We start from the raw sequence: 23210 nt of genomic DNA on the forward strand, positions 1-23210 counted from the left end.
GTTCCCGCCACCGCGCCGCCCCTCCCTAGTGTGGGGAAGGCAGCCGTGCTGCCACGCCGCGGCTCCGCCCGGGCCCACCACGATCCTGAAGGACAGACCGATGAGCACCGTGGTCGTCAAGCGCCCGCCTCGTGTCTCCGGCCCGGAGGCTCCGGAGGGACAGGTCGAGCTGGCCGAACCCCCCGCCCTCGGTGAACCGGCCTCCGTGGACTTCACCTCGGCACTGATCTACCTGCCGATGTTGCTGGGCGTGGGCGCCATGGCCATGATGTTCACCATGGGCGCGAGCTCGCCCACGACGTTCATGATGTCCGGAATGATGGGCACCGCGATGCTCAGCATGGCGGTCACCCAGATCGGCCGCCGCGGCGCCGAGCGCAAGCGCAAGATGCGCTCCGAGCGCCGCGACTACCTGCGCTACCTCGCCCAGCTGCGCCGCCAGGTGCGGCACGCGGCTGCCGAGCAGCGCGCCGCGGCCTACTGGAACAACCCGCACCCGCAGGACCTGTGGGCGATGGCATCCGGCCAGCGCCTGTGGGAGCGCAGGGGCGGGCACGAGGACTTCGCCGAGGTGCGCGTCGGCCTCGGCTCCCGCCGGGCGGGCCTGGTCCTGGCGCCGCCGGAGACCAAGCCGGTCGAGGACCTCGAACCGCTCTCTGCGATCTCGCTGCGGCGCTTCACCAAGGCGTACCAGAACGTCACCGGCCTGCCGGTCACGGTGCCGCTGCGCCGGTTCACCAGCGTGGAGCTGGCCGGCGACGGCGAGGCCGCGCTGGGACTGCTGCGTGCCCTGATCGGCCGGCTCGCGGTGGGGCACGCACCGGACGAGATGCGCATCGCCCTGCTCACCGACGCGGTGGGGCGCACCGAGTGGGACTGGCTGAAGTGGCTGCCCCACAACGCCCACCCGACCCTGGAGGACGAGACCGGCCCGCTGCGGCTGGCCTCCGACGACCACGACCTGCTGATGGACCTGCTCGGCCCCGAGGTGACCGAGCGCCCCGAGCACGACCCCGGCTCGTCGCCCCGTCCCGGCGAGCCCTTCGTCGTCGTGCTCGCCTACCGGGCATACCTGCCCGAGACCTCCCGGCTGCTGGCGGGCGGCCTGCGCAACGTCGTACTGCTGGACGCCACGGGCGCGATGACCGGCGGCCCCGACGTGCTGCGGCTGACCGCGCGGGACGGCGAGGTGGAGTTCCCCTCGGGGGACACCGTCGTCACCGCGCGCGCCGACACCCTGACTCCCTCGGCCGCCGAGGAACTCGCCCGCGTCCTGGCGCCGATGCGCACCGGCGGGGGCGGAGTCGAACTCGTCGAGCAGCCGCTGGAGACCGACTTCGACCTCGCCACGCTGCTCGGCGTCCGCGACCCGCGCTCCTTCGACGTGGCCTCCCTGTGGCGTACCCGGACGGCCCAGAGCACGCGACTGCGGGTGCCGATCGGCCTCACCGAGGACAACGAGGTTCTGGAGCTGGACCTCAAGGAGTCCGCCCAGGCCGGTATGGGCCCGCACGGCCTGCTGATCGGCGCGACCGGTTCCGGCAAGAGTGAACTGGTGCGCACCCTGGTCATCGGGCTCGCGGCGACGCACTCCTCGGACATCCTCAACTTCGTGCTGGTGGACTTCAAGGGCGGCGCGACCTTCCTCAACATGGACCGGTTGCCGCACACCTCAGCGGTGATCACCAACCTGGCCGACGAGCTCCATCTCGTGGACCGCATGCGCGACTCGCTCCAGGGCGAGATGACGCGCCGGCAGGAGCTCCTGCGGGAGAGCGGCCACTCCTCGCTGTACGACTACGAGAAGGCCCGGCTCGGCGGCGCGCCCCTGACACCCCTGCCGTCGCTGGTGATCGTCGTTGACGAGTTCTCCGAACTGCTGGCGAACAAGCCGGAGTTCGTGGACCTCTTCGTCTCCATCGGACGACTCGGCCGTTCGCTCGGCGTGCACCTGCTGCTGGCCTCCCAGCGTCTGGACGAGGGCCGCATCCACCGCGTCGAGGGCCACCTGTCGTACCGCATCGCGCTGCGCACCTTCTCCTCCATGGAGTCCCGCAGCGTCATCGGTGTCGGCTCCGCCTACGAGCTGCCGTCCGCACCGGGCAACGGCTTCCTGAAGGTCGACACCACCAACCTCGCCCGCTTCAAGGCCGCCTACGTCTCGGGCGCCGCACCGGAGTCGCCGGGCGTTTCCCGTCCGGCGGAGACGGCCGCCGGCTCGCAGGAGATCGTCGCCTTCGGCATGGAGCAGCGCCATCCGGTGGCGCTGGAGACAGCGGAGGGGGCTGAGCCCCAGGCCGCGCAGCAGACACCGCCGGCCGAGTCGGCCTCCGAGAACGAGAACGAGGAGAGCCTGCTGGAGGTCCTGGTGGACCGGCTGGAGGGCGCCGGCCCGCCGGCGCGCCAGGTGTGGCTGCCGCCGCTGGACCACTCGCCCAGCCTCGACCAGTTGCTGCCCGGCATCGTCCCCGACCCGGAGCGCGGCATGAGCGCCGCCGACTACCCGGCGCTCGGCGGCCTGCGCGTGCCGCTCGGCATGGTCGACCGGCCCTACGAGCAGCTGCGCGAACTGCTGGTCGCCGACCTGTCCGGCGCCGACGGGCACCTGGCCATCGCCGGCGCCCCGCAGAGCGGCAAGTCCACGACGCTGCGCACCCTGATGCTCGCCCTCGCCCTCACCCACACCCCCCGCGAGGTCCAGTTCTACTGCCTCGACTTCGGCGGCGGCGGCCTGCAGTCCACGGCGGGCCTGCCGCACGTCGGCTCGGTCGCCACCCGCATGGAGCGCGACCGGGTGACGCGCACCGTCGAGGAGCTCAGCCAGCTGCTGGAGACCCGCGAGCGCCGCTTCACCGAGAGCGGCCTGGAGTCGATGACGGCCTACCGGCAGATGCGGGACAGCGGTCAGATCGACGACCCCTACGGCGACGTGTTCCTCGTCATCGACAACTGGGGCACCCTCAAGCAGGACTTCGAGGACCTCGAACCGCGTATCACCGACCTCGCCGCCCGCGGCCTGTCCTTCGGCCTGCACGTGGTGGCCTCCGCGGTGCGCTGGTCGGAGATCCGGCCCCGCGCCCGCGACCTGTTCGGCACCAAGCTCGAACTCCGCCTCGGTGACACCGTGGAGTCCGAGCTCGGCTCCAAGCTCGCCGCGAGCGTGCCCCAGCAGCCGGGACGCGGCCTGACCAAGACCAAGTTCCACTTCCTGGCCGCGCTGCCCCGCCTGGACAGCTTCTCCGGGACCGATGACCTCACCGCGGCGACCAGGTCGGCCGTCGCCGAGATCGACACGTTCTGGACCGGACGGCAGGCCCCCGGCGTACGGATGCTGCCCGCGAAGCTGCCGCTGGACAAGCTCCCGGCGCCGGAGGGCGACCTGCGGGTCGCTCTCGGCTGGGACGAGCAACGACTCGCCCCCGTGTGGCACGACTTCGGGGTGGCCCCGCACCTGATGGTCTTCGGCGACGCCGAGACCGGCAAGACCAACGTCCTGCGCCTGACGATCGACGCCATCACCCGCCGCTACCAGCCGGACGAGGCCCGCATCCTGCTGGCCGACACCCGGCGCGACCTGCTCAGCCTCGTCCCCGAGGAGTACCGGGTGGGGTTCGCGGTGGACGGCGAGAGCCTCACCCAACTCGCGGGCAGTGCCGCGGTGTCCGTCGGCAAGCGCGTCCCCGGCCCCGACATCGCCCCCGAGCGCCTGCCCCGGCGCGACTGGTGGACCGGGCCGCAACTCTTCATGCTCATCGACGACTACGACCTCTACGGCGGTGGGCCGGGCAGTGGTTCGCCGCTCAACGCGCTCGCCCCGATGCTCGCCCACTCCGTGAACATCGGCCTGCACCTGGTGATCTCGCGTTCCACCTCCGGCGCCGGCCGCGCCATGATGGACCCGGTGATACGCCGGATCTGGGAACTGGGCAACCCGGCGCTGCTGCACTCCTACCCCAAGGAGGAAGGCAAGTTCATCGGTGAGGCCAGGCCGCGGACCCTGCCCCCCGGTCGTGCGCAGCTAGTCACCCGCCGCGGCGTACGTCTGATGCAGGTCGGTTACGCGGGCCCCTGACGTGAGGCCCGCCCCCGACCTTCAGGCCGCCGCGAACCCCCGCCCTCCAGGAGCACCATGACCACCGCCATCACCGCCCCCCGCACCCCGGGAGCGGTCAGTAACGAGGTGTGCCGGCTGACCATTGCCGGGCCGGCCGGCCGCGCAGACCTTGGCGTCCCCGTCACCACCTCCGTATCCGCCCTGCTGCCGGTGCTGTTGCGGCGGGTCTCCACCGACCCCGACAGGCCGGCCCTCACCTGGACCCTGCAACGCCTGGGTGATCCGCCCCTCGACCTGGACGCCACGCCGGAGACCGCGGGCCTGCGCCACGGCGACGTCCTCTATCTGCGGCCCGCCGACGACCCGATGCCGGAGCTGGAGTACGACGACGTCTCCGACGGCGTGAGCCAGGCCGTCGGCGCGCACACCGACCGGTGGCGCCCGGAGCTGACCCGCCGTCTCTTCCTCGGCCTGGCCTGCCTCGTGCTGACCACGCTGGCCGCGGCCGTCCCGGTGCTCGGGGACGGAGTGCTGGTCCCCGTGCTGTACGCCCTGTCCGCCCTGGTGCTCGGCACCGGCTGCTCGTTGGGCCATCAGTGGTCCGACGACCGCGGGATCGTGCTGGTCGCCGGCGTCGGCGCGTGCGTCAACGCGGCGCTGGCCGGTCTGACGGTTTTCGGCTCCACCGCCGCCCTGGCCGCTCCGAAACCCGGTGACGTCCTGCTCGGCGGGGCCGCCGCGGCCCTCGTGGCCGCCGTCGTCCTGGTGCCCATCCCCCGGGTACCGCTCGCGGTCACCGGCACCGTGCTCTCCACCGCGGTCCTCGTCGCGATCACCGCGGGGGTGGACATCCTGTTCGACTGGGACACGGCGCGCAGCGCAGGCACGGTGGCGGTCGTCGCGTTCTTCTTCGGGCACCTCGCGCCCCGTGCGTCGCTGCGGCTGGCCCGGCTGCGTGTGCCGCAACTGCCGCACAACGCCGAAGAGCTCCAGGAGGACCTCGACCCCCTGTCCGAGGACCAGGTCAAGCGCAGGACCAGCGTCGCCGACGCGTTCCTGACCGTGGTCACCGGCGCCACCGCCGCGCTCTGCTCGGGTGCCTTCGTGCTGATGGCGCAGGCCGACGGATGGATCGGCTGGGTCCTCCCGCTGGTGTTCGCCACCGCGGTGCTGCTGCGCTCCAAGCACTTCAACGCGACGTGGCAGCGGATACCGGCCGTCCTGTGCGGGGTGCTCGGCATGCTCGCCGGGGTGCTCGCCTGGACCGCGTCGCTCTCCTCCTCCGCCGGTCGCTGCGCGCTGCTGGTCGGACTGCTGCTCGGCGCACTGCTGGTGCTGGTCGGCGCGTGGCGGCTGCCCACCGCGCGCCTGCTGCCGGTGTGGGGGCGCATGGCGGACATCCTGGAGATGCTGACGGCGCTCGCCCTGCTGCCGCTGCTGCTGCAACTCCTCCACGTCTACGGGCACGTGCGTGCCGCGGTCAGTTGAGGAGGACCTGTGCAAACCCGTCGTGACCACCTGCACGCCTACCAGTTCGCCACGGGGCGACTGGCCTCCGCGCTGGTCTCCGGTGACTCCGGCAACGGCGAAGCGCCCATGCACAGCGCGGGGCTGGGCGCCATGTTCGGCGCCATGCTCGCCGCCGTGCTGGTGCTCGGCGCCGTTGTCTTCGGCTACCTCAAGCCCGCCGAGGACACTTCCTGGAAGCACAACGGTGCCCTGGTCGTACAGAAGGAGACCGGCACCCGCTACCTCTACGTCAAGGGCGAGCTCCACCCGACGCTGAACTACGCCTCCGCGCTCCTGGCAGCCGGCAGCAGTGCCCCTGTCACCGAGGTGTCCCGCGCGTCGCTGTCCCACCTGCGGCGCGGCTCGACCATCGGTATCGCCGGCGCCCCCGACGACATCGCGCAGCCGGGCTCCCTGCTGACCGGCGCCTGGGCCGACTGCCTGCGGCCCGGTCCGCGCGCCGTCGAGCGGCTGGACTTCGCCCCGAAGTCCGCCCGGCCCGTCCCGGACGACACCCGGGTACTGGTCGCGGGCGCGAAGGGCAGCCGCTACGTGGTGTGGAAGGACACCAAGTACCCCATCCAGGGGCGGTCCTCGCTGCTGGCCCTCGGCCTCGACACCGAGCGGCCGATCCAGTCCACCCCACAGTGGCTGAACGCGCTGCCCACCGGCGCCGCCGTCGGCCCCGCCACGATCCCCGGCGCGGGCCAGGGCGGCCGGACGGTGGCCGGCGTTCAGGCCCCCGTGGGCAGCCTCTTCCGTACCGTCGTCGGCAGCACCGACCACTACTACGTGCTCCGCAACGACGGTATGTCCCCGCTCAACCAGACCGAGGCCGCGCTCCTCGCCGCCCAGCCGGGCGGCCGGCAGCCGGTGCGGGTGAGCCCCACGGACATCGCCGCCGCCCCGTCCTCCGCCGACTCCTCCCTCCTGCACCGCCTCCCCGACCTGCTCGCCGGCAAGGACACGAGCTCGGACAGCGACGGCGCGCTGTGCCTGCGGCGGTCCACGTCCCACAACAAGGTGCGCAGCACCGTGGTGCGGCTGAGCGGCAGGGTCATGACGGCGGGGACGGCGGCCGTGCTCCCCACGGAGCACGCGGTGCTCGCCGCGCCGCCCAAGCAGCCCGGCGCCACCAAGGACCCGACCCCGTTCCTGATCACCGACCGGGGCGTGAAGTACGAGCTGGTCGGACAGGCCGTCCAGGCGCTCGGCTTCGGCAGCGCCACCCCCCGGACGCTGCCTGCGACCACACTCGACCAGATCCCCAACGGCCCGAAGCTCAGTCGCTCCCGGGCCGTCACGGTGGCGGGAGCCGGCTGACGATGGCACGTGCCTTCGAGGAGAACTCCGCGGCCCGCCGCGATCTCAGCCATCGGCTCTCCACCCGGCTGGCGCGGGCCGCGCTGCGCGCCGTCGGCCCGACGCTGGAGTCCCGGAGCATCGGCAACGTGCTCCTGATCCATCCGCGCGGTTTCGTCGACAACCGCGCGCTGGCCTTCTCCCAGCGTCTGGCCGCCGACCCGCAGCACACCCTGGTCGTGCTCGACCTGCCGGCCCGGCCGGAGGAAGACGTGTGGGAGAACGTGGCCCGCGCCCTGGACCGCGAGGGCCACAGTTTCCGCCTCGTCCCCGGCCGCGGCACCCGCGAGGACGTCCAACACGCCGCCCAGTGGCTCGCCGACCGTCTGCAACGCATGGTGCTGGCCCCCGACGGGCCGCTGATCCCCGCGGCCGGCGGCGCGCTGTTCGTGCCCGCCCACCACGGTCCGGGCTGGCTGCGCTACCGGCCCAACATGCCCTCCGCTCCGGACTCGCGGCGGTTCCCCAAGCCGCAGTGGGAGTACTCCGTCCCCGACCAGCCGTGGCAGACCGGCACCGGCGGGACGGCCGAACCGCTGCCCGGTGGCGTGTGGATACGGGGCTCCTGGGAGGACGCCGCCACCCCCGACCACCGTCGGCGCCTGATCGACCTGCTCGCCACCGATCCGGCGCTGCTCGGCGTCGCGCTCGGCACCCCGGGCGCCTCCGCCGCGCTGCCGCTGCAGGAGGTCGCCGCGTTCTGGGACACCCTGCCCAGCAGCGCGCGTCACCTCGTGCAGTTCGTCCCCTACGGCCCGGTGGACGTCCCGGACGGGGCCCCGCTGGGGCAGGCGCTCGCCGACCTGCTCGGCCGGCGCGTCGCCGTCTACGCCGGCCTGCCTTCGGCCGGCGCGGAGGCCGGGACCGGGGAGGTCCGCACGCTCCATGCCGACGGGACGCAGGGGTGGCGCCCGTACGCCGACGCGTTCGGCTTCGCTCCGCGCGGGCCGAACGGCGAACCGGCCGTGCCACCGGTGCCGTTGAACACCCGGGTGCCGGCCGGCGGCGCCGCCCCGATCGCACCCGGCGTCTACCGGCACGCGCCCGATGTGCTGCTGGAGGTCGTGCAGAGCGGTCTGTGGGTACGGCCGACGACCGAGCCGTACGACGGCCACGTGGTGCGCTCCGTCCCCGCCGACCCCGCGTTCCCGGCCCTCCTGTACGACCAGACCGACCCGGTCACCGCCGACCGCATGCGGACCGTCGCCTACGAGCTGCTGCCCGCGCTGGAGCCGGCGTTCCGCGACCGCACCCGCGTGTTGCCCTCCACCGAGGCGGGACGGCTTGCGCTGGGCGGCTACCCGCCGCCGGCGATCCAGGTGCCGCCGGGGACGGCGGAGCACGCGCCCACCGCCTCCGGACGGCCCGAAGGCTGGATGCTGGAGGGCGGGAACGGGGCGCAGGCGCCGCTGCCCGTCCCGCGACAGCCCGCCGACTGGACCGACCAGGCACCCGCGGCCGGGCCCGGCACGGTGAGTCCGCCGGCCGCCTCCGGTCCGGCTTCCGCCGCCCAGAGCCCCGCCGCTCCCCCGCTGCGCGGGCGCCTGGACGCGGGTCCGGTGCCGGCCGGGTCGCCCCCGGCGCCGACACCGTCCACCCGCCCGGTCGGGGCGCCGGAGAGGTCCGGGCCGCCCGCCGCGCCCGTGGAGAGGACGACGGCCACCGGCCCGGGTCCGGCGACCCCCGCCACCCCATCGACGCCCCCGGCGGGGCCCGTCGCCCCGCCGGTTCCACCCACACCGGAATGGACGGAGGACGAGGAGCCCGCCCCCACGCCGCCCGCTCCCACGCCGCCCGCTCCCACGCCGCCCGCCCCCACGCCCCCGCCCGCCGCCCCGCCGTCGGACGTGCGCCCCGCCGCACCGGCCGAGCCCGCGGCGCCCGAACCGGTGGCACCGGCGGCGCCCGAGCCCGCCGCGCCCCAGGCCCCGCCCCCGCCCCCGGCCCCCGCCTCGCCGGGGACCGGCATGCCGAGCATCCGTCTGGAGTCCTCGCCCTCACAGCCGCCGCCCGCGACACCGCCCGCGACACCGCCCGCGACACCGCCCTCGGCCCTCCGCCGGGACGACACACCGCCGCCGGCCCCGCAGCCGCCTCCGGCGCCCGAGCCGTCGCCGGCCGCCGGGCCGCCGCCACCCGCCGAGGACACGGGCCCGGCGCACGATGCCGGTGCGCCGCCGCCACCGCTCGCCGGCGGGGGCCCGGGGACCGTCCGGGTCCAGCCCGAGCCCTCGGCCGCCGCCGGCGTGGTGCCGTCCTCCAAGGGCGTCGGCAAGGAACGAGACTGGGTGCGCCGGAGCCTCGGCGGGCGCTACGACACCGCGGCGGCCCTCGTCGCCCGCGTCCTGTCGCAGTCGCCCGGACTGGCCGGCGGCCCGCGCGGCTCCGCCGGCGAGGCGCTCACCGACCTCGCGGCCATGCGGCTCTACCTGTCGGGCTCCACGCCGGACATCGACGACGCCATCCGGTCCGCCACCGCCGGGCCGCACGTCCCGCTGGCGCGCTGCGCCACAGCCGGGATGCGCCGGCTGCCGTCCTACCGGGGCGGCGCGATCCTGCGGGCCACGCTCAGCGACGCCGAACGCGCCTGGTACGAAGTGGGGAAGCCGGTCGTGGAGCACTCGTTCCTGTCCGCCCTGTCCTCCATCCGCCGGGGCCTGCGCGGCAACACCGACATGCTGTTCTGGTCGCTGACGGCGCGGCGGACCGGGCTGCTGGTGCCGGAGGTCCCCGACCGCTTGGTGTTCACGCCCGGCACCCGGTTCAAGGTGCTGCGCGTGGTGGAGGGCGACCGCCCCGCCGTGCTGCTGCGGGAGCTGGCCGCGCCCGAGGTGGACGAGGCGGGTAACCTGCGGGAGGAGCGCGTCCCACTCGACGAGATCGCCCTCACCGGACTCGACCAGCTCCACGCCTTCTTGAAGCAGGCCGAGTCGGACCCCGAGTTCCCGGCGAACGATCCCCTTCCTGACGAGTACGCGGATGCCTTCTGCTCCGCTCCCGGGTTGTTGCAGTCCCGCCCGGGCAGGACAGCCGGGTCGCGGCCGCCCGCTGCCTCGAACGCAGGGTCGCCGAGAGGGCGGAACCAGTGAATCGTCAGGTCCTGAGGGTCTCGGCGACCGAAAATGGCGCCTATCGCACGGTTTCCCAGGCATTGGCAGCGGCGGCCGAGGGCGCGCTGATCGCCATCGCGCCGGGCACCTACACCGAGTCGCTCACACTCAGCCGGGCGGTGACACTGTCCGCCGAGGGTGACCCGGGCACCGTGCGGCTGGAGTCGCCGGTCGGCTCCACCGTCGTGGTGGACGCCGACGCGGTACAGCTCACCGGTCTCACCCTCGCCGGTTCCGACGCCAACGCCGCCGTGCTGGACGTGCGCCGCGGCCAGGCGGCGCTCGACGGCTGCACGGTGTCCGGCAACCAGGCGTGGGCCGCGGTGATCTCCTGGCAGGCCGGTCAACTGGCCGCGCGGGACTGCCGGGTGACCAACCCCGGCGGCGCCGGCATCGTGGTGACCGCCGACAGCGACAACACCGTGGAACGCACCACCGTCACCGAACTCGGCTCCTCCGCCGTCGTCATCGCCGACAAGGGACGCCTGACGTTGCGCGACTGCGCCCTGGAGCGCGTCGGCGGCAACGGCATCTGCGTGAACGGGGAGGGCGGCGTCACCGTCGAGACCACCACCGTGACCGGCAGTCAGAAGCCGGCGCTGGTCGTGGAGCAGCAGGCCAGGGCGGAGCTGATGCGGGTCACCGTCACCGAGTCCGCCAGCCTCGACGCGTACCTGACCAGCACCGGCCTCACCACTCTCACCGACTGCACCCTGAGCGGCTCGGGCGAACAGTCCGTGCACGTCAGTGGGGGAGCGGAGCCCCTGCTGCGCGGCTGCCACCTCACCGGGGCGAAGGCCAGCGGCCTTCAGATCACCGGGGGTTCCGCCTCGCGCCTTGAGGACTGCCGGATCAGCGGCACACCGATGGCCGTCCTCGTCGAGGAGGCGAGCAAGGCGGAGTTCCACCGGCTGCGCGTCCAGGACGCCAAGCGGACCACGGCCCAGCTCCGCGGCGAGTCCCGCGCCGAGTTCCGGGACCTGTCGGTCACCGAGGATTGCGCGGGGCTGCGGGTGTCCGGCTCCTCCCGCGTCGAACTGCGCCACGCCGACCTCGTCGTCGACCACGGCGTCGGCGTCGAGCTGTCCGAGAACGCCACCGCCGTCTTCGAGGACGTCCGGCTGCGCGCGGCGGGCGAATGGGGGCTGGCGGTGTCCGGCGGGGCGCGTGCCGAGGTGGAGTCCTCCACCGTCGACGGCGCCGGCGTGCTCGTCGGCACGGACGGCGAGGCGGTGCTGCGCGGCAGCGAACTGGCCGGCTCGTCCGGCGACGGCGCCCGGGTTCTGGGCGGTGGCGCGCTCACCGCGACCGGCTGCCGGGTGCACGACTCGAAGGGCCACGGCATCAACGTCCAGGCGTCCGGCCGGGCCGACGTCAGCGACTGCATCATCACCGGCAACGTCGGCGACGGAGTCCGCAGCAACTCCGAGGAGCCCGTCACCGTCCAGCGCTGCGAGGTCGCCGACAACGGCGGCACAGGTTTCAACCGGCTGCGCGGGGACGAGGAGGAGCAGCGGCCCAAGCCGGCGGCGGGCGAGCCGGCCTGGGCCGGGGCGGGCGCGGGCACACGGGACAAGAGCGCCGGCGCCCGGACGGGCGCCGAGCAGCGCGCCGCCGCCTCCAGTGACAACGGACCGCTGGCCGAACTGGAGGGCCTGGTCGGTCTGGAGAGCGTGAAGCGCGAGGTCACCGGCCTCATCAACGTCAACAAGATGGCCCAGCGGCGCCTGGAACTCGGCCTGCCCATGCCGCCGATGAACGGGCACCTGGTCTTCGCCGGGCCGCCCGGAACCGGCAAGACGACGGTCGCCCGGCTCTACGGCGCGGTCCTCGCCGAACTCGGCATCCTCAAGCAGGGCCACATTGTCGAGGTCTCCCGGTCCGGGCTGGTGGCACAGATCATCGGCGGCACGGCGATCAAGACCACCGAGGTCTTCGAGAAGGCGGTCGGCGGCGTCCTCTTCATCGACGAGGCGTACACCCTCACCAACCAGTCGGGCGGCAGCGGACCGGACTTCGGCCAGGAGGCCGTCGAGACGCTGATGAAGCTCATGGAGGACCACCGCGACGAGATCGTGGTGATCGTCGCCGGATACTCCCAGCAGATGAACCAGTTCCTGGAGTCCAACCCCGGTATGGCCTCCCGCTTCGCCCGCACGGTGGAGTTCCCGAACTACGAGGTCTCCGAGCTCATCACCATCGTCCAGGGCCTGTGCGCCAAGCACTACTACGAGCTTGAGGACTCCGCGCTGGAGGCCCTCACCAGGTACTTCGAGGACATCTCCAAGGGGCCCACGTTCGGCAACGGCCGTGTCGCCCGGTCGATCTTCGAGACCATGATCAGCAATCAGGCGTCCCGGCTGGCCACCTCTTCCGGCGACAACGAGGCGCTGAACCGGCTTGAGGCCGGGGACGTCGGCCCACTGCCGGAGTCCGAGAGCGAGGGAAAGAACCAGCCGCCGGAGGAGATACCCCGGGAGACGTTCCCTGCGCCGGCCCCCGAGCCGGAGCAGGCGCAGGCCGCTGCCCCCCGGGCCCCGGCCGAACCACCCCCGGCCATGCGGCGGTTGGCCGCACTGTGCGGACTGCGCGAGGTCCGCGCGGCCCTGCTCCGACGCACCAACGAGCTGGTGGCCGCGACCCAGCGGGGTGAGGCGCCCGCCCCGGCGGCGAACGTCGTGCTCGCCGGTGAGCAGGGCAGCGGGCGCCGCGCGGTGGCCACGCTGTACGCCAAGTGCCTCGCCGAGACAGGTGTGTTGCGCAACGGCGCGGTGCACCGGGTGGCGTTGTCGCAGGTGCACGCCGGGCGCCCGGAGGAGGCCCACGCCTTCGCGGCCTGGCTGTTCGGCGAGGCCGACGGCGGGGTGCTGGACCTGGAACTCGACGCGGCCTTCGCCGCGCGGTCCGAGGCGGAGCGCGGCGTGGTGTGGGAGGCCGTGGTCGCGTCCGCGGTCCGCAACCCGCAGACGGTGCTGGTGCTGCGCGGCAGCCACACCAGGCTCAGCGCGGCGTTGCGCGAACGCCCCGATATGGCACGGTGTTTCGTCGAGTACCTGCGCTTCCCCGAGTACACGGCGGAGGAGCTGGCCGGGCTGATGTGCCGGCGGCTCGCCGCCCGCGGCCACACCGTCGACGAGGCGACGCACGCCGCGCTGAGCGGGCGCATCGAGGGCCAGATGCCCAGCGACGGCGCGCGCGGCGCCCACCGGCTCGCGGACCGCATCGCGGACAGGACGCGCACCGCGGCCCGTTCGGCTCCGGAACCGCCCGCCGCTTCGCACAACTAGACACCGGCGCCTGTATCGGAAGGCAACAACCCCCGCCTGCGGTTCCTCGTGGGTGAGGGCGCGGGACAGAATCGAGACCGACACGGTGCCACGGCTGACGGCACGACGGAATCACCTGAGCGAAGGAGAACCCCATGGCTGGGCAGACGAATGTTGATATTCCGGGAATGCGGTCGGCGATGCCGCACTTCGAGCAGGGGCTGACGGAGACGCGGCAGGCCGGTTCGAGCATGCAGGACCAGCTGAGCACCCTGCGCGGGGGCTGGACGGGCGATGCGGCCGTGGGCTTCGAGCAGGCGGTGACGAGCTGGATCGAGAACTGCAACAAGGTCCACGCCGCGCTCAACGTCGTCTTCGAGAAGCTCCAGCAGACCGCCGGGAAGTACGACAACGTCCACAGCGAGACCAGCGACGCGGCCGCCTCGCTGCAGGGTGCCATGGCCCAAGGGCTGCCCGGTCTGTAATCCGCTGTTCCGTGGAGCCCCGGGGCTCCGTGAGCTGTCCGACGATGCCCGGCGACAGGCGCCGGCACAAGCCAAGAGAGGGCAACATGACGACATACCAGGTAGCTCTTGAGCAGATGTCCTTCGTCGAAGGCGAGATGCAGGCCATCGCTCAGAAGATCCAGACGACCCTGTCCGAACTGGACGCCAACGCCAAGAAGTCCCTGGCGAACTGGGACAGTGCGGCCAAGCAGGCGTACTACGAGCAGCAGGCCAAGTGGAACGCCGCGGCGGAGGCCATGCAGCAGCAGGCGGCGCAGACCGCCAGGAGCCTGAACACCATCGGCCAGAACTACAACGACGGTGAGAAGTACGGCGTCGGCCTCTGGGAAGGCTGACCGATGCCCACGAGCAACACGACTGCCGCGGTGGGGAGGTGACGCGCGATGGTCAGTGCCGGTGACACCAACTACGGCATGAACAACAACGCGTCGTCCAGCTCGTCGTCGGACGACACCTCTACCGATAGCTCGACCGGGGAAGGCGTCTACGACGGCGCCGACTTCAACCCCAACAGCAAGGGCACGGTCGACACCGGTCAGCCGATGCCGGACATGCCGGACGGCCTGCAGACCGGCTCGGGCAACGGCGGCGACGTATCCGTCGACACCAAGGTGCTCAAGCAGTTCGCCGACAACCTGGAGACCATCGGCGAGGGGGTCAAGAAGGCATGGGATCGCGCCGACCAGATCCAACCGATCAAGCCCGGTCTCTTCACCGAAGCGCTGGATCTCAAGGGGAAGATCAACGGCAGCTCGGGTAGCGGAGGGCTGCAGCAGAACCTCGCACTCTCGCTGGACAGCCTGCAAACAGCGCTGACGCACACCGCCGAGGGGATCCGGACGTTGGCCAACAAGTACTCCACGATGGAGGAGGTCAACGCCAAGGCGGGCACCGAGCTGCACAGCCTCATGAGCCAGGCGAGTACTGACCTGCAGCAGTTCCAGCAGCACAGCTCGGCCGCGGGACAGAGCTTGGAGTCCGACACCTCGGCAGCCGGGGCCGGCGGGTCGAGTGGCTCGACCGGGTCGGACACCACTTCAGACGCGTAGCTGTCGTGGCGGCCGCCGTGGTCCGCCCGCGTCAAGAACCACTGCTGGAGCGGACGAGAACGCCAAGACCGCGATGGCCCGGTGAACACCTACCGGACCACGCGGTCTTGCCGGTGGTCGTGACAGCCCGTTGGGGTCAGGTAAGAACGAACGCCCCGAGATGCGATGGGGGCTTGATACGAAGACGAAGGCGCAGCGCCCCCGAGGGGCGGTGCGCCTTGTGGGCATGGGGCGGAGGGTCTACCAGCAATGACCGAGAGCAGTACCTCATACAACACCGGCACCGGCGACAACGGCGGATACACCTATGAGGCCGCGCCGACGGGTTATGACTCCGGGTACGGGCCGGGCGGGACGGGTTATGACACCGGGTACGGCTCGGGCGGGACCGGTTATGACACCGGGTACGGGCCGGGCGGGACCGGTTATGACACCGGGTCCGGGTCGGGGTCCACGGGTTATGACACCGGCTACGGCTCGGGGTCGACGGGTTATGACTCCGGGTACGGGCCGGGCGGGACGGGTTATGACACCGGGTACGGGTCGGGCGGGACGGGTTATGACACCGGGTACGGCTCGGGCGGGACCGGTTACGACACCGGAACGACCGGTACAGGAACGACCGACACCGGAACGACCGGCACTGATTCGAGCTCCAGCTCCTCCAGTTCGGAAACGGAGTCCTCCGACTCGGATTCGGACTCTGATTCCGATTCTGATTCCGACTCGGACTCGAACTTCGGCAGCGCCGGAAACTACGACGACTGGACCTGGAAGCAGGTCATGGCGCACGTCACGGGTTACGACCCCGACAACACCAGTGTGGACGGTACTCAGTCCTCCAAGCCGCAGACGCTGCAAGACGCCGCAGACGGCTTCTGGTATGTGACGGAGGTGCTGAAGGAGGCGCGTGAGAGCTTCGAGCAGCAGGTCAAGGCCCTGACCGGCGAAAACGGTTCGTGGAAGGGGCCGGCGGCCCAGAGCTTCGGCAACCTGATGCAGAACGTGTCCCAGCAGATGTCGGAGCTGACCGACATGTTGTCCGGTGGCGTCACCGGTAACTACAACATCGCCCAGCAGCTCGCTAACAACGCCCAGCACCTGCGGGACGCGATCAACACGCTGATCGACATGGACAACTGGTACGCCAAGGAAGCCGTCAGGTGGTATGCGGCGAACCGTGACCCGTGGAAGGACGAGCCCGACATCATCATGGAGGACACCGGCCAGGTTGCGATAAGCAAGGCCCCGCCGGTGGTCGACCAGATGACCAACGACATGCGCGGGGTCCTGAAAAGCCTGGCGGAGCACTACCAGGTCACGACCAACAGCGTGCCCCATACCTCCTTCCGCAACCCGGTGACCAACAGTGGCGGCGGGAAGCCGCTGGCGCCGACGGCCTCTTACACGAACCCGAGTGTGTCTGTGGCGTCGGGGGTGACGGGCCGGCAGTTGCAGCCGGGGAGGTTGGAGCGGGAGGCGCCGGCTGCGCCTGTTGAGGTTTCCCCACAGCAGGTGCAGCCGGTGACGTTGCATCGGGCGGAGGCGGCGGTGCCTGTGGGGGATTCGGCGCGGCAGGTGGAGCCGGTGACGTTGCGTCCGGCGGAGGCGGCGGTGCCTGCTGGGGGTTCCCCGCAGGAGTCGCAGTCGAGGTTGTTGCATCGGGAGGTGTCGGCGGTGCCTGCTGGGGATTCGGCGCGGCAGGTGCAGCCGGTGACGTTGCGTCCGGCGGAGGCGGCGGTGCCTGCTGGGGATTCGGCGCAGGAGCCGCAGCCGAGGTTGTTGCATCGGGCGGAGGCGGCAGTGCCTGTGGGGGATTCCCCGCAGGAGTCGCAGTCGAGGTTGTTGCATCGGGAGGCGTCGGCGGTGCCTGTGGGGGATTCGGCGCGGCAGGTGGAGCCGGTGACGTTGCGTCGGGCGGAGGCGGCGGTGCCTGTGGGGGATTCGGCGCGGCAGGTGGAGCCGGTGACGTTGCGTCCGGCGGAGGCGGCGGTGCCTGTGGGGGATTCGGCGCAGGACACACCGGCCCGCTCCGAGGACATGCCGGCGGAGACCATGCCGCAGCAGCAGCATCCCGTTGATCAGGCGCTGCTGCAACGTGTCGAGCCGGGATCGTGGGCGGCGCAGCCCGGGGCGACACATGAGCTGAAAGCGACGACCAGTGACCCGGCCGAGGGGCTGCCCGGCTTCTGATCCGTTGCGGCTGGGGGCACGGTCCCGCCCCTGACGTCGAGGGCCCGGCGAGCGTGCCGGGCCCCGCTCGAAAGGGCCAACGCGGCGGTCACCTAGGGGCGTTGTGAACAGTGCGTGTTCGTCAGGTTGCGTAACTCAGCAGTAGCGGCCGCGAAGGGAACGAGTTTGTCTCAACGCCGTGACAGTCTGCTGGTGGCGCCGCCTGCAAGGCTTAGTCTGGGTGGCCGGCCCCTTGCGAAGGAACACGACGGCGGGGGCCGCAGGTTGGCAAGGCAGTCCCGGTCGGGACTGGGTGCCCCGTCGCCGGGCGCGGACCACGCGCGGCACCACGGCATCGCGTCATTGAGGCTCGGGGGGAGGGGAGTGAAGCGGCATGTCCGATATTGATCCCAAGGACGATCAAGGGGATTACTCCGGGTGGGGCTGGAAGGCGATCATCAAAAACGTCACCGGGAGCGACCCGGACAACCCCAGCGGGGACCCCAAGCAGATCTCGGACCCGCAGACCCTCCAGGACGCGGCCGACAGCCTCTGGTACGTGGAGCAGGTGATCAAGGATTCCGCCGAGAGCCTCACCCAGCAGACGAACCAGCTGGTCGGTGAAAACGGTTCGTGGAAGGGCCCTGCGGCACAGTCGTTCCACCAGGTGATGAGCAAGCTGTCCGAGCAGGTGCATGACCTGGGTCAGACGCTGTCCGGCGGTGCCACCGGGAACTACAACGTCCCGCAGCAGCTCGCGAACAATGCCCAGCACCTGGTTGACGCCGGCCGAATACTCATCGACATGGACAACTTCTATGCCCAGGAGGCCATCAACTGGTATGCGGCGAACCGTAAGATAACGGACGAGGCCGACATCATCATGGATGACACCGGCCAGGTCGCGATCAGCAAGGCCCCGCCGGTGGTCGACCGGATGACCTCGTCGATGCAGGGTGTCATCACGTCCCTGGGCACGCACTACCAGCTCACCGCGAACAACATCCCCAAGCCGAACACGGTGAACAACCCGGGGGGGAGCGGGAGCGGCGGTCCGAACACCGGGCCCGGCGCGGGCGGCGTGCCCAACCCGTACAACGGCATCGGCGGATACTCGCCGAACGCACCGGGTGGTTACGGGGGCCCGAAATTCAACCCCCACAACCTTTCCAACTGGAACCCCACCGGCAAGCCCGGCACCGGCGGCGGTGACTCGTACACATCCCCTGGCGGCAACGCGTCGGCGATGCCGGACCCCACCGCCGGCGGGGGCACGGGCGGGGGGAACCTCCCGAACTCGCTCAAGTCCCCGAACCTCAGCACCAACGGACCGGGTACCGGCAGCCCCACCCCCTACGCGGGTACCGGCCTGGGCGGCACCGACGCGCCGGGCGCCCTCGGGGGGAGCCCCTCCTCCTACGGCGGCGACACCTCACTCGGGGGCGCCGACGGGCAGCTCAGCCCCAACGCCGCCGGCAGCCCCATGCTCTCCCCCAACGGCCTCAGCGCCGGCCCCACTCCGTACCCGAAGTCGAGCCGGGGCTCCGCGGGCGCCAACATGCCCCACAGCAGCGCCCTCAACCCCTCGATGGACGCCGCGCTGAACCCGGGCATGGCGAACATGCCGAACCTGCGCTCCTCCTCCCCGGACACCAGGGCGGGCTACACGCCGAAGCAGTACGGGGGCAACCTCGGTCTGGACGACGCCGGGAAGCTCGGGGGCGGTGCCGGGGCGGGCCCCAGCACCGACAGCCTCTCCCCGTACTCGTCGAAGAACATGCCCAACCTGGACACCTCCGGGACCCCGGCACCCGGCTCGTACTCGCCCGCCAGTTACCCGGACACCAGCCTGTCCAGCGCGGACCCCTCCGGGGCGTCCGCTTCGGGCGGGGGCGGTGGCCTCTCCAGCTACCCGGGCTCCGGTCTGTCCGATCCCTCATCGGGCACGAGCCTGGATTCCGCCGGGTCTCCCGAAGGGTCCGCGATGTCCCCGGGGGCCGGTGGCGGGGCGAACACGCGGGGCCAGGGCGGCGGTTCCGGTATGCCGATGATGCCGATGGGCGGTATGGGCGGCGGTATGGGCGCCGGCGGGGGCGGTGCGGAGGGTGCGCCGTCCGACTCCTCCGGTCTGTTGCACGGCGACGCGACGCCGTGGCGCGGTTCGAGCCTGCTGGACGACGCCGGCCACCTGAACGGCGGCGCCGCCCCCGGTGGCGAGGGGCTGGACTTCTCGCCGCGTGGGCTGGACGGTTCCGGTGCCGGGCTGCCGTCCGACGGGCTGCCGTCGGGCATCGGCGACAGGGCGCCGTCTGACGGGCTGTCGCTGGACAGTGCGGGAGGGGCCTCGGACTCCTACGGCGAGGGACTGTCCTCGGGCGCCTCCGGCGGGTCGGAGGCACCGGGCCAGGGCGGCGGTGCCGGTATGCCGATGATGCCGATGGGCGGCATGGGCGGCGGTATGGGCGCCGGCGGGGGCGGTGCGGAGGGTGCGCCGTCCGACTCCTCCGGTCTGCTGCACGGCGACGCGACGCCGTGGCGCGGTGCGGGGCTGGACGCCACGCCGGAGGCGACCGGCGGGGCCGGGGCCGGCGGTGCGGGGCTGGACTTCTCGCCGCGTGGGCTGTCCTCCGACGGGCTGCCGGCGAACGGCTCCGGTGGTTCGGAGCAGCCGGCGAGCGGCATGCCCATGATGCCCATGATGCCGATGGGCGGTACGGGTGCCGGGGCCGGGAGCGGCGGGACCCAGGGCGGGCCTTCGGACGCCTCCGGTCTGCTGCACGGCTCCACCGAGGGCTGGTCGGATGCCCCCGCGCGGGGCGAGGCCCCCGTCGGGGCCTCCGCCGGTGCGCCGCAGGGCGGCGACGCCCTCAGCCTGGGCGACTCCGGCTCCTCCGTTCAGCCCGCAGGCGCGCCGGCGGCGGCCGAGACGGACCCGGCCACCACGAGCACCGAGGCGTTCGGCGCCGGCGTGCTGAACGACGCGCCGTTCCTCGGGGCGGCGTGGGGAGCGGACTCCGCCGGGCACGCCGCGTCGGCCCTCAACTCCTGGGGTGTTGCGGGGCATTCGGCTCCGTCGACGCCGCAGACGGGCGCCGCGAACGGCACCCACGCCACCTTCGCCACCGGCCCGGCAACGGCATCGCCCGCCGCTGCCGCCACACCCCGGGCCGAGCCGAGCGCGGCTCCTGCGGCGCAGGCGACTCCGGCGCCCCGGACCGCGCCGAGCGCTCACGTGCCGCAGGCGGCACCGCAGGCCGCCCCCGCACCCCAAGCGGTGCCGAGCGCGGCTCCCGCGGCCCAGGCAACTCCCGCGCCGCAGGCGGCCCCCGCCGCGCAGGCCGCGGCGAGCCACGCCGTACCGGCGACGCAGAGCCTGCCGGCCCAGGCGCTGACGAGTCGCGAGGCACCGGCGGCCGTCCAGCAGCCGGTGTCCACCACGGCCGCCGCGCCCGCTCAGCAGGCGCCGGCCTCCGCCCCGGTCCAGCAGGCACCGGCCGTCGCGGTCGCCGGGCAGGCGTCGGCGGCACCGGCGACCGCCGCGTCCCCCGCCCCGCAGAACGTGGCTCAGTCGACGCCGGCCGCCTCCCCCGCTCCGGTGCCCAGCACCGCTCCGGCGACGGCCTCCGCCATGTCGGCTCCGGCGCCGGCCACGACGCCTTCGGTGTCGCCGGTCCCGGCCCCGGCGTCGGCCGCGTCCGCACCGGCCACGGCGTCCGCGTCCGCACCGGCGACGGCGTCCGCAAACGCGTCGGCGGCGCACGCCTCGTCGGTGCCGGCTGCGGCGAAGGCGCGCCCGTCAACGCCTGAGGCGGAAGCACAGAGTGCGCCCGCCGCCGCCCAGGCGGCCGAGGCCGACGACGCCGAGTCGTGGGACGCCTCCCTCCTTCCGCTGTTCGGGGGGAAGGGCGGTCGGTCCGGCGGGGTGTCGGGCGCGAACACCGACCTCCGGGGCGAGGAGGCGCTGGGTACCGCCGGTGTGGTCGGCGCGAGCGCGTACATGGTCGCCCGTAATTCCGGTGCGGAGCAGGAGTTCGCCGAGCCCGCCCGGCCGTCGTGGCGCCCCAAGCCGGCGGCGGAGGGGGCCGAGCCGCGTAGTCAGTTCGCCTGCTCGGGAGCCACACCGCCGAAGCGGCGCCCGGCCCCCTCGGACGACGACTCCGAGAAGGACGACGCCGCGGGTCAGGGCAAGGCCAAGAAGCGCGACGCGGAAGGCAAGAGCAGCGTCGCCGACCTGCTGCGCCAGAGCGACGACATCTGGGGAGGCCGCGGCCTCAACTGAGGCCGGGGCGTGGCAGGACCGGGCGGGTTGTGGTCAAGCAGGCAGACCGGACTGTCCGTTCGGTCAAGATCACCTGCTCTGACGATGGTTCGGCGCGCCCCTCACGGTTGACTGTGCAGTACCGGCCGACGGCGCACAGCACACGACGTTGAGGGGAACGGAATGCCGACTCCATACGATCAGCAGATCGAGGATCTGCTGGCCGAGTACCGCGACGCGCGTGAGAAGACCGTGGAAACGCACCAGCAGATCTCCGAGATCCAGGGCACGGCGGTCGCGCCCCGGCAGGTGGTGAAGGTGAGCGTGGGCGGCCAGGGCCAGGTGACCGCGCTGGACTTCCCCACCGGCGCCTACCGCAACATGGCGCCGAAGGACCTGTCCCGGGTCATCCTCGCCACCCTCGAAGAGGCCAGGGGCAAGGCTCTGGCGCAGGCGATGGAGGTGGGCATGGGCGGCCTTCCCGAGGGGATGACGCCGGCCGACATGCTCTCCGGCAACTTCGACCCACGTGATCTGCTGCCGAAGGACATGAAACTTCCGGAGGCCGTACGGGAGTACATCGAGCGCGGGATCGGTCCGGTCAAGCGTGGGGACGGCCGGGCATGAGCGGATCGAACGAGCCGATCAAGGTCGACACCGAAATGCTGAAGCAAGCCGCGTACAACCTGTTGCAGGTGCAGCAGCACGTGCAGTCGGCGGCCGGGAGGTTGCGCCAGGAGTGCAACCACAACAGTGACGCCATCGGTGACGACAAGACCGGCAAGGAATTCCACGAGAAGTACGACGACAACCAGGAAGCCCTGATCGATTCCGCGTTCCAGAGTGCCGACCTCGTGGAGAAGACCTCGGACGAGGTTCGGAACCTGATCCATGCTCTGGGGAACGTCGAGCAGAACTCGATCGACGCCGGCCGGCGGCTGACGTCGGAAAACCACAACGGGTAGGCGATGATCAGCGCATCCGAGGAGCCGGGGGACGCACCACCCGCCGCCTCTACGGCCATTCCCATGGTGCCGGTCACGGCGGAGGACAGGGAGTCCGCCGCGGCGCTCGGGCGCCGGACGTCCGGGGACGTCCGTGGTGCGTCCACTGACGGCCAGGCTGATGGCACGAGCACGGACGGCACGAGCACGGACGGCATGCCTCCGGTGCCGGACCACGTGCGGGAGGCAGCCCGGTCGGCTCCGGAGCACTGGCTGGGCCTGATCGACCCGACCTGGTCCGGTGACGGTCCGCCGCCGGTGTGGGCTCTGGTCGGTCAGTGGCGTTCGGACCTTGAGGGCGAGGTCGTCGAGTGGCGTGAGAACGAGGACTACCGGCCTTCGCCCGCCGCGTTGGGCTGGCCCGACCCCAAGGACCCGGTGGACGCCGCGCTGCAGTTGGCGGCGACCGGTTACGGTCCGGCCGACGCGGTGACGCGGGAGCTGGCGGGCGCGGAGGTGGCGGTGTTCATCGCTCCGGGGGGCGCTCTGCTGTCCGCGATGGCGCCGGACGACGAGACCGCCATCGTGCCGGTCTTCACCTCTCCGGACTACCTGCACGTCGCCGGTCGGCTGTCCTTCCAGACCGTGCGGGCCGCCGAGTTGCTCGACCGGCTGCCCGAGGACCACGTGGTCTACCTCAACGCCTCCGGCCCGGTGAGCATGACCGTCGAGCCGGGGTCGCTGCGCGAGGCGGTCGAGGCCGCCGCCGCGGTGAACGAGGAGGACGACTGGCTGGGGGCGCTGGACGACATCCTGCCCGCCGCGCGACCGGCTCAGCCGGCGGCCTCGTCCGACGGCGTGACGACGCAGGATGCCGTGGAGAGGCTTTCCTGAACATGTTCGGTCCCCGCCTGACGCCCTCTGGGCTTGTGTCTCTGCGTGCCGTGACGCCGGGAGAT

The 23210-nt window shown here is 72.4% G+C and carries 13 protein-coding genes; all 13 read left to right on the plus strand.

All coding sequences use genetic code 11. The annotated features are described in order from the left end of the window. Positions 1 to 100: 100 nt before the first annotated feature. The gene (eccCa, locus tag ACIRQ7_RS18890) at positions 101 to 4072 is read left to right on the plus strand and encodes a type VII secretion protein EccCa (protein WP_404263661.1); all 3972 of its coding nucleotides are present in this window, start codon (positions 101 to 103) and stop codon (positions 4070 to 4072) included. Between the two features lie 57 nt (positions 4073 to 4129). After that, the gene (eccD, locus tag ACIRQ7_RS18895) at positions 4130 to 5542 is read left to right on the plus strand and encodes a type VII secretion integral membrane protein EccD (protein WP_404263662.1); all 1413 of its coding nucleotides are present in this window, start codon (positions 4130 to 4132) and stop codon (positions 5540 to 5542) included. 9 nt (positions 5543 to 5551) lie between these two features. Next, entirely contained in the window at positions 5552 to 6886 is a 1335-nt protein-coding gene (gene eccB, locus ACIRQ7_RS18900; RefSeq protein ID WP_404263664.1) for a type VII secretion protein EccB, read from the plus strand. Between the two features lie 2 nt (positions 6887 to 6888). Then, the gene (locus ACIRQ7_RS18905; protein WP_404263665.1) at positions 6889 to 10014 is read left to right on the plus strand and encodes a hypothetical protein; all 3126 of its coding nucleotides are present in this window, start codon (positions 6889 to 6891) and stop codon (positions 10012 to 10014) included. Beyond that, positions 10011 to 13322: a right-handed parallel beta-helix repeat-containing protein gene (locus tag ACIRQ7_RS18910; protein WP_404263667.1), complete on the plus strand. Its 3312-nt coding sequence runs from the start codon at positions 10011 to 10013 to the stop codon at positions 13320 to 13322. Before ACIRQ7_RS18905 ends, ACIRQ7_RS18910 begins: the two co-directional genes overlap by 4 nt. 134 nt (positions 13323 to 13456) lie before the next feature. Continuing rightward, positions 13457 to 13786, plus strand: a complete 330-nt coding sequence (locus tag ACIRQ7_RS18915; RefSeq protein WP_404263669.1) for a WXG100 family type VII secretion target — start codon at positions 13457 to 13459, stop codon at positions 13784 to 13786. Between the two features lie 86 nt (positions 13787 to 13872). Next, the gene (locus ACIRQ7_RS18920) at positions 13873 to 14163 is read left to right on the plus strand and encodes a WXG100 family type VII secretion target (RefSeq protein WP_404263670.1); all 291 of its coding nucleotides are present in this window, start codon (positions 13873 to 13875) and stop codon (positions 14161 to 14163) included. Positions 14164 to 14211: 48 nt separating this feature from the next. Beyond that, positions 14212 to 14877, plus strand: a complete 666-nt coding sequence (locus tag ACIRQ7_RS18925; RefSeq protein ID WP_404263672.1) for a hypothetical protein — start codon at positions 14212 to 14214, stop codon at positions 14875 to 14877. Positions 14878 to 15126: 249 nt separating this feature from the next. Further along, entirely contained in the window at positions 15127 to 17070 is a 1944-nt protein-coding gene (locus ACIRQ7_RS18930; protein ID WP_404263674.1) for a hypothetical protein, read from the plus strand. A gap of 373 nt (positions 17071 to 17443) precedes the next feature. Then, entirely contained in the window at positions 17444 to 21328 is a 3885-nt protein-coding gene (locus ACIRQ7_RS18935; protein WP_404263675.1) for a hypothetical protein, read from the plus strand. A gap of 162 nt (positions 21329 to 21490) precedes the next feature. Then, positions 21491 to 21934: a YbaB/EbfC family nucleoid-associated protein gene (locus ACIRQ7_RS18940; protein ID WP_404263677.1), complete on the plus strand. Its 444-nt coding sequence runs from the start codon at positions 21491 to 21493 to the stop codon at positions 21932 to 21934. Next, on the plus strand, positions 21931 to 22272 hold the full coding sequence (locus ACIRQ7_RS18945) for a hypothetical protein (protein ID WP_404263678.1): 342 nt from the start codon (positions 21931 to 21933) through the stop codon (positions 22270 to 22272). The genes ACIRQ7_RS18940 and ACIRQ7_RS18945 overlap by 4 nt, the downstream gene beginning before the upstream one ends. Before the next feature lie 63 nt (positions 22273 to 22335). After that, positions 22336 to 23145 carry a type VII secretion system-associated protein gene (locus ACIRQ7_RS18950; RefSeq protein WP_404263680.1) on the plus strand — a complete coding sequence of 270 codons (810 nt, stop codon included), beginning with the start codon at positions 22336 to 22338 and terminating at the stop codon, positions 23143 to 23145. Positions 23146 to 23210 lie beyond the last annotated feature (65 nt).

It is taken from the genome of Streptomyces sp. NPDC101393 (assembly GCF_044767385.1).
Lineage (GTDB): Bacteria > Actinomycetota > Actinomycetes > Streptomycetales > Streptomycetaceae > Streptomyces.